A 12,612-nucleotide genomic window follows, 5' to 3' on the forward strand; every position below is an offset into this window, starting at 1 on the left:
AAGCCGGCCGATGCGCCACAATGGGCCGTGGGAGGAGCTGCATGGCTTCCAAGTGGCTGCGGAGATGGGTGCCCGGGATCGACACGGCGCTGGGTTATCGGCGCGCGTGGCTGTTTCCCGATCTGCGCGCGGGCGCGGTACTGACTGCGCTGCTCATCCCGGTGGGCATCGGTTATGCGGAGGTTGCGGGACTCCCGCCGGCTACCGGCCTGTATGCCACGATCATTCCGTTGGCCGCCTACGCACTGTTCGGGCCGTCCCGGGTGTTGGTTCTCGGCCCCGATTCGGCGCTGGCGCCGATCATCGCGGCCGCGATCCTGCCCCTGTCCCTGGGCAATGACGGGCGCGCCGTTGCCCTGGCGGGTCTTCTGGCGATCATGGTCGGGTCGGTTCTCCTCGTCGGCGGGGTCCTGCGGCTCGGGTTCGTGACCGACCTGCTCTCGAAGCCGATTCGGGTCGGCTATCTCAACGCCCTGGCGTTGCTGGTGATCCTCTCGCAACTGCCGGCGTTCCTCGGCTTCTCGATCGAATCGGCGTCGCCCTTCGGCGACGCCGTCGCCATCGTGTCTGGCGTTCTGGGCGGCCGGACCAACCCGATCGCGTTGCTGTTCGGGCTCGGTTCGCTGGGCATCATCGTGCTGTTCTCCCGGGGCCGGACCCGGATCCCCGGGGTGCTTGTTGCCGTTGCGCTCGCCACGGTCCTGACCGTTCTCTTAGGGCTGCAGGATGTCGTGCGTGTCGTGGGGGCGCTGCCGAAGGGCCTCCCGGCACCCGCGCTCGGTGGACTGGGCTGGGCGGATGTCGCCGTTTTGGTTGCCCCTGCCCTGGGAATCGCGCTCATCGCCTTCGCCGACACCGCCGTGCTGTCGCGCACGTTCGCGGCCCGCAGGGGCGAGAACGTCAACGGCAGCCAGGAGATGGCAGCGATCGGTGCGGCGAACATTGCCGCCGGACTGCTCGGCGGCTTCCCCATCTCGGCGTCGTCGTCGCGCACGCCCGTGGCGGAGAAGGCAGGGTCACGCACGCAGCTCACCGGTGTTGTCGGGGCCGTTCTCATCCTGGCGTTCATGCTGCTCGCGCCCGGCCTGACCGGGTACCTCCCGGCGGCGACCATCGCCGCCGTGGTCATGGTCGCCGCGGCCGGGCTAGTCGACGTCAAGGGCCTGGTCGCGCTCGTCCGGATGAACAAGGTCGATGCCGGTCTCTCGTTCGCGGCATTTCTGGGTGTGCTGGTGGTCGGGGTGATCGAGGGCATCGCGGTGGCGATCGCACTGTCGCTGGGCGCCTTTGTCAGCCATGCGTGGCGGCCCTACCGGGCCGAACTCGGTCGCATCCGAGGCCTTCGCGGTTACCACGACCTGTCCAGGCACCCCGACGGTGAGCGGTTGCCCGGCATCGTGATCGTGCGTTTCGACGCGCCGCTCTTCTTCGCCAACGGCGGGATCTTCGACGACTACGTGCGGGCGACCGTTACCGCGGCCGGCAGCGGGGTGCGCACCGTCATCCTCGCGGCCGGGCCGATCACGGACATCGACACAACCGCCGTCGACGAGTTGCTCGAACTTGACGACTTCCTCGCCTCCCGGGGGATCACGCTCGTCTTCGCCGAGATGAAGGGACCGGTCAAGGACCACCTGCGCGCCTACGGGCTGAACGGGCGGTTTCCGCCGGAGCGGTTCGCCGACACCGTCGGAGCTGCCGTCGACGAGGCCACCGGCACACTGCGCGGCGACCTCGACGGCACCCGTTGGGACGAAGAGGCGTGACGCAGGCAGGGTATGGTCGGCTGCGCGGCGGAGACCAGCGGCCTGGGCTCCGGCGCAACTCGTATGCGGTGAGCCGCGTCAGTTGGCGACAGTGAGCCGGGCGCGAACGTGGTCGGGGGTCTCGATCTCGTCGAGCATGGCGACCGCGAAATCCTGGGTGGAGATGCTGCGGCCGACAGGGGAGTCGGTGCCCCGGTTGTACGAGCCGGTACGTTCCCCGGGCTGGATCATCGGAGCCGGGGTGAGCATGGTCCAATTCAGGCTCGGCCGCGCCCCGAGGAGGGGTCGTAGATCCGCGCCATGGTGAGCCCTTCCGGCCTGTATTCGGCGGGGAAGTCGGGGGAGTCGATGATCCGGGCGCCGTCGACAGTGAGCGTGTCCGCCCCGCCGACGACGAGCAGGCGGGTGTCGGCGACCGCGCCGAACGCCGCGATCACCGCCTCCACCCACGGTTCGTGGCTCTCCCCGGTGCGGCTCGGCACGGTCGCCAGTACGACCGCGTCATGCGCCGCCGCGATCTCGGCCAGCGCGGCGGCATCCGCCATGTCGACCCCAACTCTCGTCGCACCGGGCACGGTCGACCCCGTGCGTGTGACGGCAGTGACCTCGTGCCCGCGGGCGAGCGCCTCGGCGACGATCTCCCGGCCGACCATGCCGGTGGCTCCGTAGACTGCGATCTTCACGGTGGTTGCACCTGTTGTCGGGATCTTCTGATCGTGGACTTGCGGAGTTGAACAGACTGGGGCCCGCCGGTATTCCGGCGGGCCCCAGAACCTGGCGGGTCAGACGCTCGCGAGCCAGAGGTCGGGGCCGAAAATCTCGTAGTGAATGCGGTCAGCCGGAACGCCGGACTCCAGCGCCTGGGCCCGGAGGCTTCGCATGAACGGCAGCGGGCCGCACAGGTAGACCGACGCGTTCTCGGGGATCACCACATTCTTGAGTGACATGAAGCCATCGTGTGCGCCGTCATTCGGGGTTTCGAGACTCGGGGTTTCCAGCCACAGCTCCAGTTCGGCCGTCTCGAGAAGGGCGACGTCCTCGCGCATCTGGTCGCGTAGTGCCCAGCTCTCGAGGGTGCTCTCGGCGTGCAGGACCAGCACCTCGCGTTTGGACGCACTGTCCACCAGCGACCGGAGGATGGACGCGCTCGGGGTGCAGCCGATGCCGGCCGAGGCCAGGACCAGCGGGGTCTCGCCCTCGGCCAGGGTGATGTCGCCGCAGGGGTTGGAGAGGATCAGGGTGTCGCCGACCTGCACGTCGCGGTGCAGTGCGGGGGAGACCTCGCCGTCGGCGTCGAGCTTGGTGGTGAACACCCGAGTCGTGGCGGTGCCGGCGGAGAGCGAGTATTGGCGCACCTGGCGGATGCCGTCCGGCATCCGCACGGTGACGCTGACGTACTGCCCGGGCAGGCTCGGCGTGACCGGGGTATCGTCCGCCGGCTCAAGGGTGAACGTGATCGCGTCCGTCCCGGCCGCTTCCTTGCCGGTCACGACCCAGGGGGCGAGCGGTTTGTCGCTGGCCGCGTTCGCATAGAGTCCCTTTTCGAGCTTGATCAGGGCGTGGGCCATCAGCCAGTACACCTCGGTCCAGGCTGCGGCGATCTCGGCCGAGATCACGTCGCTGAGCTCGTCCGCAATGGCCTCGAAGAGGTACTTGTAGACGACGTCGTACTGTTCCGGACGGATGTCGAGGGAGACGTGCTTGTGCGCGATGCGGGAGAGCATGGCCTCCGGAGTGGTCTCCGGGTTCTTCACCAGGTAGGTGGCGAAGACGGCGATGCTGCCGGCCAACGCCTGCTGCTGGGTTCCGCTCTTCTGGTTCGAGCGGCTGAAGAGGCCATCGAAGAGTTCGGGGTGGGCGGTCAGCATCCGGGCGTAGAAGTTCTGGGCGATCTCGGGCATGCGTCCACCGACAAGGGGGAGCGTGGCTTCGATCAGGGGAAGTGATTGTGGTGACAGCATGCCGGCTCCTTGGGAGGTGAGGGGAATGCCTCTCAAACTAGCATCTCAAATGCTAGTTTGCGTCATTCGGGCCCACAAGGATGCGCACTGCGCCCGTTCTACGGTGTGTTACCGATCATTGTGGTCAACGTCAGGGCGACGGAGCCGGTTCCGCGACGAGGGACGAGGCTGGCAATCGTCGTGTTGTCCAGCTCGGAGTAGAAGGCCTCCCTTGCTCGCCGCAGGGCGGCACGAAGGCCGCAACCGCCGCTGAGTGGGCAGTCCCCATGGGGGGTCTCACAGTCGGCCACGTCGGCACGGGTGTCCAGCTGGCGCATGAGCCAGCCGACCGTGGTTCGGCGCCCGGCCGCGCTGATGCGCACGCCGCCGAACCGGCCTCGAACCACCTCGACGATCTGAAGCCCCCGCAGCCGGATGATGGCCTTGCTGACATGACTGTAAGGGGTGCCGACGCCGTCGGCGATGACTCGCGAGGTAAGCAGGGTGCCATCCGGCGCGGCGGCCAGGAGCATCGCCACGCGCAGGCACACGTCCGTGAAGGCATTGATCCTCATCTCTCCAGAGTACGGTCCCCTGGGCAGCCCCGATCACTCAGCGCGAGGCATCCGCCAGGGTCCCGGTCACCATCCCGGCCGGGTCGTAGATGAGGCACGTCACCGCGTGGCCGCCGAACCAGCTCGAATCCGTCGGCGTCAGATAGGCGAAGTCGAGAGCCGACCTGCCGTAGGTGATCCCGGCGAAGGCATCGAACCGAGTGGCGCAACCCGATTCCGCGGCCGCCGTGACCGCGTCGTCACCGGGGTAGTCATCGCCCGGGACGGGCACGATCGCATAGACCTCATAGCCGTGCGGGGCGGCGCAGGGGACGATCGGAAATCCGGCGGGGGAGGCTGCGTCGAGGTCGTCCAGGCAATCGGCGACCGCCAGGCGCGGCGCGATGTGCGTGGCTGCCTGTCGCGTGGTGGCGGTCGGGCTCGGCGGCGGCGCGGGCAGCAGATCGGCGACCGCGCTGCAGCCGGTGAGCGTGATGGCGGCCCCGAGCAGTACTCCGAGCGGTGCCGTCGACGGACGGTTCCACCAGGCCGGCACTAGAGGGCGGCCGTCGAGGGTTCAGCGAGGCCGAGGGTGCCAAGCGTCGCCTCGTGGAGCAGGCCGTTCGTGGCCAGGGCGCTGCCGTGCCAGGGACCGTCCCGGCCGTCAACGGAGGTGAACCGGCCACCGGCCTCCTGCACGATGGGCACGAGGGCCGCCATGTCATACGGTTTGAGGTCGAATTCGCCCGCAATGTCGAGGAGTCCCTCGGCCAGCAGCATATACGACCACATGTCGCCGTAGGCGCGCGTGCGCCAGACCTGCCGGGAGAGGCGGAGCAGGGCGGCCAGCTGCCCGGCCTGGTCCCACTGTTGGATGCTGTTGTAGCTCAGGGAGGCGTGGTCGAGCGTCGCCACACCGGACACGCGCAGCCGAGTGGGCGTCGCCGCGGGGGAGCGCTCGTCGGTCATCCAGGCCCCGCCGCCCGTGCGCGCCCACCAGCGTTTGCCGAGCGCCGGCGCACTGACCATTCCGACGACCGGAACCCCGTCCACGGCCAGGGCGATGAGGGTTCCCCAGATCGGGATTCCGCGGAGGAAGCCGGCGGTGCCGTCGATGGGGTCGATGATCCATTGCCGGGCGGTTGTGCCTTCGGCGCCGTATTCCTCTCCGAGTATGCCGTCGGTCGGGCGGTGCTCGGCGAGGGCGGCGCGGATGGCGCGTTCCACGGCCTGGTCGGCATCCGTCACCGGTGTGTGGTCCGGCTTCTCGGTCACGACGAGATCGAGGGCGGTGAATCGCTCCTGGGAGATGGCGTCGGCCACGTCGGCGAGGTGGGTCGCGAGGGCAAGATCGTCGTCCAGGGAAGGTGTTCGGGGCTCGGTCACACGTCCAAGAATAGTAATTGCGGGACCGGCTCGCGGGTTTGCGTTTCGATTCGCATCGGAGCCCTCCAGGATGTTAGTCTCTAGAGTCGGTTCGGGTCAGTCCGGGTCGGAAATACGCACCTCTAGCTCAATTGGCAGAGCAACTGACTCTTAATCAGTGGGTTCCCGGTTCAAGTCCGGGGGGGTGCACCATGCCAAGGCTAAAAAAGGGTCCGATCGGCGTGAAAATGCGGATCGGGCCCTTCGCTTATCACCTCGCATCATCGGAACTCACTCCACACCACCTCCGATATTCGTTGAATAAACGTGGAGCCAAGTTCGGTCAACGAGTATTCGTTCTCGAAGTTCCGCGGCCCAAGCTTTGTGCCCGTCGCCGCCAGGTAAACGCTCGCCGGGTGAACACGCAAGGTGGTACCGCCAGCCTGGTCAACAGTGATGTCGCTGACTCGGATCGCAGTTGCCTCTTTGGCCTCGGAGATACTGATCGACCGTGGATCGGTGAGCAATATTGTGCATCGCCCAGTGGAGAGCTCACGTAGCCGGAGGCCGCCGATTCTGGGAAGAACGTGGGCTCAACCGTTTGCCGGTACCGTATTTTTGTGGAACCGGCGGGGAACGGTATCTGCCACGTGGCGACAGCGCTCGTGCACGGTCGCGGCCTACCGTGACCGCTACGGCAGCGTCAGTGCCAAGCCGCTCGGTGCGGTATCGGAAGCGACGGCCCAGAAACTCGACGCCGCGCGCTCATGCCGCGCTCGGGGGTGCGCAGAGAATAGCGCGACGCCAGACCTACGATGCACCCAGACAGCATTTTGGGGTTGGGCCCCATCGTCACATGTGAATACGTTTTGGAAGTTGATTCATTGCTTCAACTGAGAATTTCTGCAGAGGTTTTGAGAGTCACCGCGGGAACTGGACTTCACAGTTCAGACTGACTAGCCTCAATTTCAGTTAGTGACAACTAACTGTACGCGTGACCGCTGTCACGGCCATTCACAGTGATCAAAGGAGATCCTGCACATGTCGTCGTACTCTCAGAGCCCGTCAGACCAACCGTTGCTGGAATCCACGATCGGCGATCACTTTGAAGACATAGTGGCGCGGTTTCCACATCGCGACGCGCTGATCGAGGTCGCGACCGGCAGGCAGTGGAACTATGCCGAGCTGAATTCGGTCGTGGACCGACTGGCACTGGGGCTCCTCGCCCTGGGCATTCAGCCTGGCGATCGCGTGGGCATCTGGTCGCCCAACTGCGCCGAGTGGACAATCGTTCAGTACGCGACGGCCAAGATCGGCGCGATCCTCGTAAACGTGAACCCGGCGTTTCGCATCGCCGAACTTGAATACGTGATTCGGCAGTGCGGCATGCGCATGCTTATCTCGGCCCCCTCCGACAAGAACAGTGAGTATACGAGCATGGCGCGTGAAGCGCTCGCGAGCTGTTCCGAACTGAGCGAACTTGTCTTCATCAATGACGAGGACCGCCCGAGCCAGTCCGGTGAGTTCACCTTTGGTGCGGTGCTCGATGCGGGCACAGACCTCTCCCGCCTCGACCTTCGCGACCGCATGGACGAGCTCCGTGCGAGCGACCCGATCAACCTGCAGTACACGTCGGGAACGACGGGTTTCCCCAAGGGGGCGACCCTGACCCACCGCAACATTTTGAATAACGGCTTCTTCATCGGCGAGCTGCTGCACTACACCGAGCACGACCGTGTTGTGCTCCCGGTGCCGTTCTACCATTGCTTCGGCATGGTCATTGGCAACCTGAACATCTACTCGCACGGGGCCGCCGCGATAATTCCGGGGCGCGGCTTCACAGCATCCGCTGCCCTTCAGGCCGTGCAGGATCACGGCGGCACCTCGCTCTATGGGGTGCCCACCATGTTCATGGCCGAGCTCGCCCTGCCCGATTTCGCCGACTATGACCTGTCCACACTGCGGACCGGCGTGATGGCCGGTTCAACGTGCCCGGTCGCCGTGATGAACCGCGTGATTGGCGAAATGAACATGGTTGACGTGGCCATTTGCTACGGCATGACCGAGACCTCACCGGTGTCGACGATGACACGCAGCGACGACACGATCGAGCGCCGCACCTCGACGGTCGGGCGCACGATGCCGCACCTGGAGAATAGGGTCGTGCACTTGCAGACCGGTGACACGCTGGCGCGCGGCGAGATCGGTGAACTGTGCACGCGCGGGTACAGCGTTATCTCGGGATACTGGAATGAGCCGGAGAAAACTCGAGAAGCCATCGACGACGAGGGCTGGATCCACACGGGCGACCTCGCGAGCATGGACAGCGACGACTACATCACGGTGGAAGGGCGCATCAAAGACATGGTGATTCGCGGGGGTGAGAACATCTACCCGCGCGAGGTTGAAGAATTCTTGCTGCGGCACCCGGGGATCCATGACGTGCAGGTGATTGGTGTGCCCGATGACAAGTATGGCGAGGAACTGATGGCCTGCATTATTCTCAAGCCGGGAGTCGACACGCTGACTGCCGAAGCTCTCGCCGAGTTCTGTCACGGGCGCCTCGCGCACTTCAAGGTGCCCCGGTACATGGATGTTCGCGACAGCTTTCCACTGACCGTTTCGGGCAAGATTCGCAAGATTGACATGCGCAACGAGGCAATCGCTCGCCTGGCCGCAGTGTCGGCGGAGTCGGAACAGACGCTTGTTTAGAACGGCCCTGCCAGCAAGCGCTTTGCGCGGTGAGGGCAATTCAATGACCTCACGCAGAAGCGGAGGTTGTCAACTGAGGCAACGTATGGGCCCACCCGGAGGTCTTTTGTGAGTCGCGGTGGGTCTTCCGCGCGCGGGCATCCAGTCCTGAAGTTTTCCTGGGCAAGCTCTATTACGCGCCAACGCTAGTTGCGATGGCATGACTTCTTCTCAACAGAAAGTGCGGCCGTGCGGAGCACGAAGGCCTTCGTTCATCTCGACAAGCGGCAACGGCAGCTTCGAGGAACCGGGTTGAGCGGCAAGTTGAACTTCCACCTCTGTTGTGATGAGCACTGCGTCTCGAAGTCCACGGGGCTACAGAAGGGCGACGGACAGTAGCTCGGCTTTGCAGGTGTGAGGGAAGGTCCAGTCGATCGCGTTTTTGCCTGTGCCTGCAGATCTGCGGCCGCGACTACGTGCCCGGATCACGGTGTCTACTTCGGAAACGGCCGGGAGCTATCGGAGGACCCCATCGTTTTCGCTCTGTATCTCGGTATCCTCGGCCAGCACGACTGACCCCAACCAGAAACGAACTGAAGTGCCGCCAGGACAACAGGGCGCCACTTTTCTGTGCTCGGTTGCGGTATCGCCGTGCCCACCAAGCTTGTGAAAGAAATTGTCAAAGCATTACAATATTAATGTAACTTCATTACATAGCGGTGTCGAGGTGTCTTCATCAGTGAAAGGACGTTCATGGTCGTCTTACAGGATGCCACCGGCCCGAATCCGCCGATCCCCTCCGACCTTGCGGCTCGCATCCGTGCTGTGCTACCGAGCCTCTCTCCGGCCCAGGCCAGCATCGTCCGCATTGTCGCGTCCGACCCGGCGGCGGTTGCCACCCTTTCGGTCAACCTGCTCGCCGCGCGCGCTGAGACCAGCACGGCGACAGTGGTGCGCGCGGCCCGGAGTCTCGGATTCGACGGTTACTCCCAGTTGCGCCTGGCCCTCGCCGCGCATACCGGCTCGGTGCGCGGTGAAGCAACCGTGCCGCTCGGGGCGGACATAGCCGACGGCGACTCTGCCGCGGTAGCGCTTGCCAAGCTTGCAGCCTTCGAGTCCGAACAGATTCGTGCGACCGCCGAGCTCGTCGACCCTGTCGAGCTCGAGCGGGTCATCGCCCTGATCGGGACTGCTCGGCGTATCACGGTGTACGGCATCGGCGCCTCCGGGCTCGTCGCAACCGACCTGGCACAGAAGCTCGGACGCATCGGGCTGGCCTGTCACGCGCACACCGAGTACGACGCCGCGATGGTGAGCGCGAGCTTGCTCGGCCCGCTGGACGTCGCGATCGGGGTATCCCACTCTGGCGAGAACCCGGGAGCCGTCGAACCACTTGGGCTTGCCCGGTCCCTCGGCGTCGCAACCGCGGCAATCACGGGCGCACAACGATCCACGCTCGCCCGGCACGCCGATCACGTCCTCGCAACGGCCGGACGAGAGTTTGGGTTCCGGTCGGCGGCAATGGCCAGCCGGACCGGACAACTCCTCATCGTGGACAGCATCTTCATCGGTGTCGCCCAATCCCTGCCGAGCGCCCGCTCGGCGTTACAACGCACCCACGACGCACTCTCGCCCCGTTCGACGCGAATGACGCGTTCCGTCACGAAGGATCCCAACGCATGATGCTCGCCGCACTGTCCACCGAAACCGCCAATGAGCGCACCCGTGATCTGGACACAATGTCCGTGTCGGACCTCCTGGCCGTCATGAACGAAGAAGACCGCACTGTCCCGCTCGCGGTGGCCGCTGCGCTGCCCGAGATCGAGCGCGCCGTGAATGTGATCGTCGAGGCCCGCCGCCGCGGTGGCCGTTTGATCTATATCGGTGCCGGAACGAGCGGTCGCCTCGGCGTCCTCGACGCCGTCGAGTGCCCCCCTACATTCGGTACCGCCCCCGGTGAAGTTCTCGGCCTCATTGCGGGCGGAGATCGGGCCTTCCTGCGCGCGGTCGAAGGCGCAGAAGACGATCCGGACCGTGCCGCCGCCGACCTGCGGGGCGTGGATCTGGTGGCCACTGACGTCGTCGTCGGCATCGCTGCGAGCGGTCGGACTCCCTACGTTATTGGCGGTTTGGACTATGCCCTAGAGGTCGGGGCGGCAACCGTGTCGGTCTCGTGCAACGTGGACTCCCTGATCAGCGCCCACGCCGATGTGGCAATTGAGGTCAACACCGGACCTGAGATTCTGACCGGTTCGACCCGGCTCAAGGCCGGGTCGGCGCAGAAGCTGGTCTGCAACATGTTGTCAACCGCGAGCATGATCCGCACCGGCAAGGTCTTTCACAACCTCATGGTTGATGTCCAGCCCACGAACGCGAAGCTCATCGATCGAGCCCGGCGGATCGTGAGTGCGGCCACCGGCGCCGACACCGACACCGCGGCGGCAGCCATTGACCTGGCGGGAGGACACGCCAAGACGGCCGTGGTGATGCTGCTTGCCGAACTGGGCCCCGAGGAAGCCACCGAGCGGCTACGGCTTTCGGGCGGCCACGTCCGGGCCGCCGTCGACCCGTCGACCCACTAAATCACGCCCCGGACACCACACGCCGGAAATTCACTCACCGCTGAGAAGGATAAGAACCATGACTGATTCACGACATATCGCAGAGCGACTCCTCACCGCCCTCGGTGGTCCCGACAATATCGTCGACGTCGAAAACTGCATGACCCGCCTCCGAATCGGGGTGCGCGATTCCGGACGGATCGACGCCCCGGCAATTAGCGACACCGACAAGGTGCTCGCGGTCATGCCCGGCCTGAACTGTCAGATCGTCCTCGGCCCGGGGCTGGTCGACAAGGTCGCTAACGATCTCAAGGCAGCACTTGCGAGCACAGCGAAGACGCTGTCGGCGGGCCAGCCGCGGTCCGGGAACTCCGCCGAGGAGCTGGCCTCGGTCGGCGCCGCGATCAAGCAACGCAATTCCGACCGCAACAATACCCCCGTCAAGAACGCGCTGCGTCGCATCTCGAACATCTTCGTACCGCTCATCCCCGCCCTGATCGGCTGTGGCCTGATCGCCGGTATCAATGGCACTCTGACGAATCTCTCCGCCGGCGGGGGTGCGCCGTGGCTCGCGGGAATCACGCCGCTGTTCGCGGTCATGTCGTCCGGATTTTTCGGGCTGCTCTCGGTGTTCGTCGGCATGAACGCGGCCAAGGAATTCGGGGGCACACCGATTCTCGGCGGCGTTGTCGGGGCGATCATCGTCGCTCCCGCCGTCGCGAACGTCACCGTGTTCGGGCAGGTCCTGGCTCCCGGGCAGGGCGGCGTCCTCGGCGCGCTGGGCGCGGCCATCCTGGCCGCCTACGTGGAACGGTGGGCCCGCAGCTGGGCACCGGACGTCCTTGCGCTCATCATCGTCCCGACCGTGACTATCCTCATCTCCGGTCTTGCGACCCTGTTTTTCCTGATGCCGATCGCCGGCCGACTCTCGGTCTTCATCGGTGAAGGCGCAACGTGGCTACTCGGCAACGCGGGCATCGGTGCCGGCTTCATTCTCGGCGGTGCGTTCCTGCCCCTGGTCATGACCGGACTGCACCAGACACTGACGCCCATCCACGCGACCTTGATCGAGCAAAACGGCTACACCATCCTGCTTCCTGTGCTCGCCATGGGCGGCGCGGGGCAGATCGGGGCTTCGATCGCGATCTACTTCCGTCTGCGCCGCAACACCAGCGTCAGGAAGATCATTAAATCTGCTCTGCCCGCCGGGTTCCTCGGCGTCGGCGAGCCGCTCATCTACGGCGTCACGCTTCCCCTTGGCCGCCCGTTCCTGATGGCCTGAGTCGGTGGTGCCTTCGGCGGTGCGGTGATAGGCCTCTTCGACCAGCTGGGCTACACGATCGGCTCGGTCGCGATCGGTGCGAGCGACCTGGCACTCTTCCCGCTGCTCGCCGGAAGCCACGGACAGGGAATCGCCGCGCTCGGTTATGCCAGCGGTCTGCTCGTCGCCTACATCGCTGGCTTCATCGCAACCTGGTTCTTCGGTTTCTCCCGAGACAGCCTCGCCGACCTGAACAGCGACCACCCGGCCGAGACCGGTCTCGGGGCCGATGGTCTCGTGGGCGATACGGACGCCTCCGAGCTCACTACGACCGGAAGTACCAGGTGATGCACCCCTGAACCGACAGCGTCAACGACAGCACCGCGCCCTGACGGTATGGCCGATGGGCACACGGCGGAGGGGTCCCACCAGCAGGAGGGGCCCCTCCTCAATTGGGACACCCCGGCCGAACGC

General features: G+C 65.5%; 12 protein-coding genes and 1 tRNA gene. 7 read left to right on the forward strand and 6 right to left on the reverse strand.

The window, feature by feature from the left end; translation table 11 throughout:
- Positions 1-41: 41 nt before the first annotated feature.
- Positions 42-1,766: a SulP family inorganic anion transporter gene (locus E3O19_RS16255; protein ID WP_134569325.1), complete on the forward strand. Its 1,725-nt coding sequence runs from the start codon at positions 42-44 to the stop codon at positions 1,764-1,766.
- A 78-nt stretch (positions 1,767-1,844) separates the two neighbouring features.
- On the opposite strand, the gene E3O19_RS18720 is transcribed toward E3O19_RS16255, so the two are convergent.
- From E3O19_RS18720 to E3O19_RS16280, 6 genes are all read right to left on the reverse strand, one after another.
- A complete protein-coding gene (locus E3O19_RS18720) occupies positions 1,845-2,015 on the reverse strand; it encodes an NAD(P)-dependent oxidoreductase (protein ID WP_338145109.1) in 171 nt (56 codons plus the stop codon).
- A gap of 8 nt (positions 2,016-2,023) precedes the next feature.
- Positions 2,024-2,449: an NAD(P)-dependent oxidoreductase gene (locus E3O19_RS16260; protein WP_338145110.1), complete on the reverse strand. Its 426-nt coding sequence runs from the start codon at positions 2,447-2,449 to the stop codon at positions 2,024-2,026.
- 99 nt (positions 2,450-2,548) lie between these two features.
- A complete protein-coding gene (locus tag E3O19_RS16265) occupies positions 2,549-3,727 on the reverse strand; it encodes a globin domain-containing protein (protein ID WP_134569326.1) in 1,179 nt (392 codons plus the stop codon).
- Between the two features lie 98 nt (positions 3,728-3,825).
- Complete coding sequence (locus tag E3O19_RS16270; RefSeq protein ID WP_134569327.1) at positions 3,826-4,281, reverse strand: RrF2 family transcriptional regulator; 456 nt, start codon at positions 4,279-4,281, stop codon at positions 3,826-3,828.
- Between the two features lie 37 nt (positions 4,282-4,318).
- The gene (locus E3O19_RS16275; protein ID WP_134569328.1) at positions 4,319-4,816 is read right to left on the reverse strand and encodes a septum formation family protein; all 498 of its coding nucleotides are present in this window, start codon (positions 4,814-4,816) and stop codon (positions 4,319-4,321) included.
- Positions 4,816-5,646 (reverse strand): inositol monophosphatase family protein, encoded by an 831-nt coding sequence (locus tag E3O19_RS16280; RefSeq protein ID WP_134569329.1) that lies wholly within the window; start codon positions 5,644-5,646, stop codon positions 4,816-4,818. The genes E3O19_RS16275 and E3O19_RS16280 overlap by 1 nt, the downstream gene beginning before the upstream one ends.
- A 116-nt stretch (positions 5,647-5,762) precedes the next feature.
- Here E3O19_RS16280 and E3O19_RS16285 point away from each other — a divergent pair.
- From E3O19_RS16285 to E3O19_RS18515, 6 genes are all read left to right on the forward strand, one after another.
- A tRNA-Lys gene (locus E3O19_RS16285) sits at positions 5,763-5,838 on the forward strand.
- 828 nt (positions 5,839-6,666) lie between these two features.
- Complete coding sequence (locus E3O19_RS16290; protein WP_134569330.1) at positions 6,667-8,337, forward strand: AMP-binding protein; 1,671 nt, start codon at positions 6,667-6,669, stop codon at positions 8,335-8,337.
- Positions 8,338-9,069: 732 nt separating this feature from the next.
- A complete protein-coding gene (locus E3O19_RS16295; RefSeq protein ID WP_134569331.1) occupies positions 9,070-9,999 on the forward strand; it encodes a MurR/RpiR family transcriptional regulator in 930 nt (309 codons plus the stop codon).
- Complete coding sequence (gene murQ, locus E3O19_RS16300) at positions 9,996-10,898, forward strand: N-acetylmuramic acid 6-phosphate etherase (RefSeq protein ID WP_134569332.1); 903 nt, start codon at positions 9,996-9,998, stop codon at positions 10,896-10,898. The genes E3O19_RS16295 and murQ overlap by 4 nt, the downstream gene beginning before the upstream one ends.
- A gap of 58 nt (positions 10,899-10,956) precedes the next feature.
- On the forward strand, positions 10,957-12,159 hold the full coding sequence (locus E3O19_RS16305; protein ID WP_241981444.1) for a PTS transporter subunit EIIC: 1,203 nt from the start codon (positions 10,957-10,959) through the stop codon (positions 12,157-12,159).
- Positions 12,160-12,183: 24 nt separating this feature from the next.
- Positions 12,184-12,486 (forward strand): hypothetical protein, encoded by a 303-nt coding sequence (locus E3O19_RS18515; RefSeq protein ID WP_241981445.1) that lies wholly within the window; start codon positions 12,184-12,186, stop codon positions 12,484-12,486.
- The last annotated feature ends 126 nt before the right edge of the window (positions 12,487-12,612 follow it).

The sequence above is a fragment of the Cryobacterium algoritolerans genome (assembly GCF_004402785.1).
GTDB classification, from domain to species: Bacteria; Actinomycetota; Actinomycetes; order Actinomycetales; family Microbacteriaceae; genus Cryobacterium; species Cryobacterium algoritolerans.

What these genes read in the sequence shown, in the direction of transcription:
- E3O19_RS16305 (WP_241981444.1), top strand. Translation starts at nt 10,957, where the DNA reads ATGACTGATTCACGACATATCGCAGAGCGACTCCTCACCGCCCTCGGT.
- E3O19_RS16290 (WP_134569330.1), top strand. Translation starts at nt 6,667, where the DNA reads ATGTCGTCGTACTCTCAGAGCCCGTCAGACCAACCGTTGCTGGAATCC.
- murQ (WP_134569332.1), top strand. Translation starts at nt 9,996, where the DNA reads ATGATGCTCGCCGCACTGTCCACCGAAACCGCCAATGAGCGCACCCGT.
- E3O19_RS16295 (WP_134569331.1), top strand. Translation starts at nt 9,070, where the DNA reads ATGGTCGTCTTACAGGATGCCACCGGCCCGAATCCGCCGATCCCCTCC.
- E3O19_RS16265 (WP_134569326.1), bottom strand. Translation starts at nt 3,727, where the DNA reads ATGCTGTCACCACAATCACTTCCCCTGATCGAAGCCACGCTCCCCCTT.
- E3O19_RS18720 (WP_338145109.1), bottom strand. Translation starts at nt 2,015, where the DNA reads ATGCTCACCCCGGCTCCGATGATCCAGCCCGGGGAACGTACCGGCTCG.
- E3O19_RS16255 (WP_134569325.1), top strand. Translation starts at nt 42, where the DNA reads ATGGCTTCCAAGTGGCTGCGGAGATGGGTGCCCGGGATCGACACGGCG.
- E3O19_RS16270 (WP_134569327.1), bottom strand. Translation starts at nt 4,281, where the DNA reads ATGAGGATCAATGCCTTCACGGACGTGTGCCTGCGCGTGGCGATGCTC.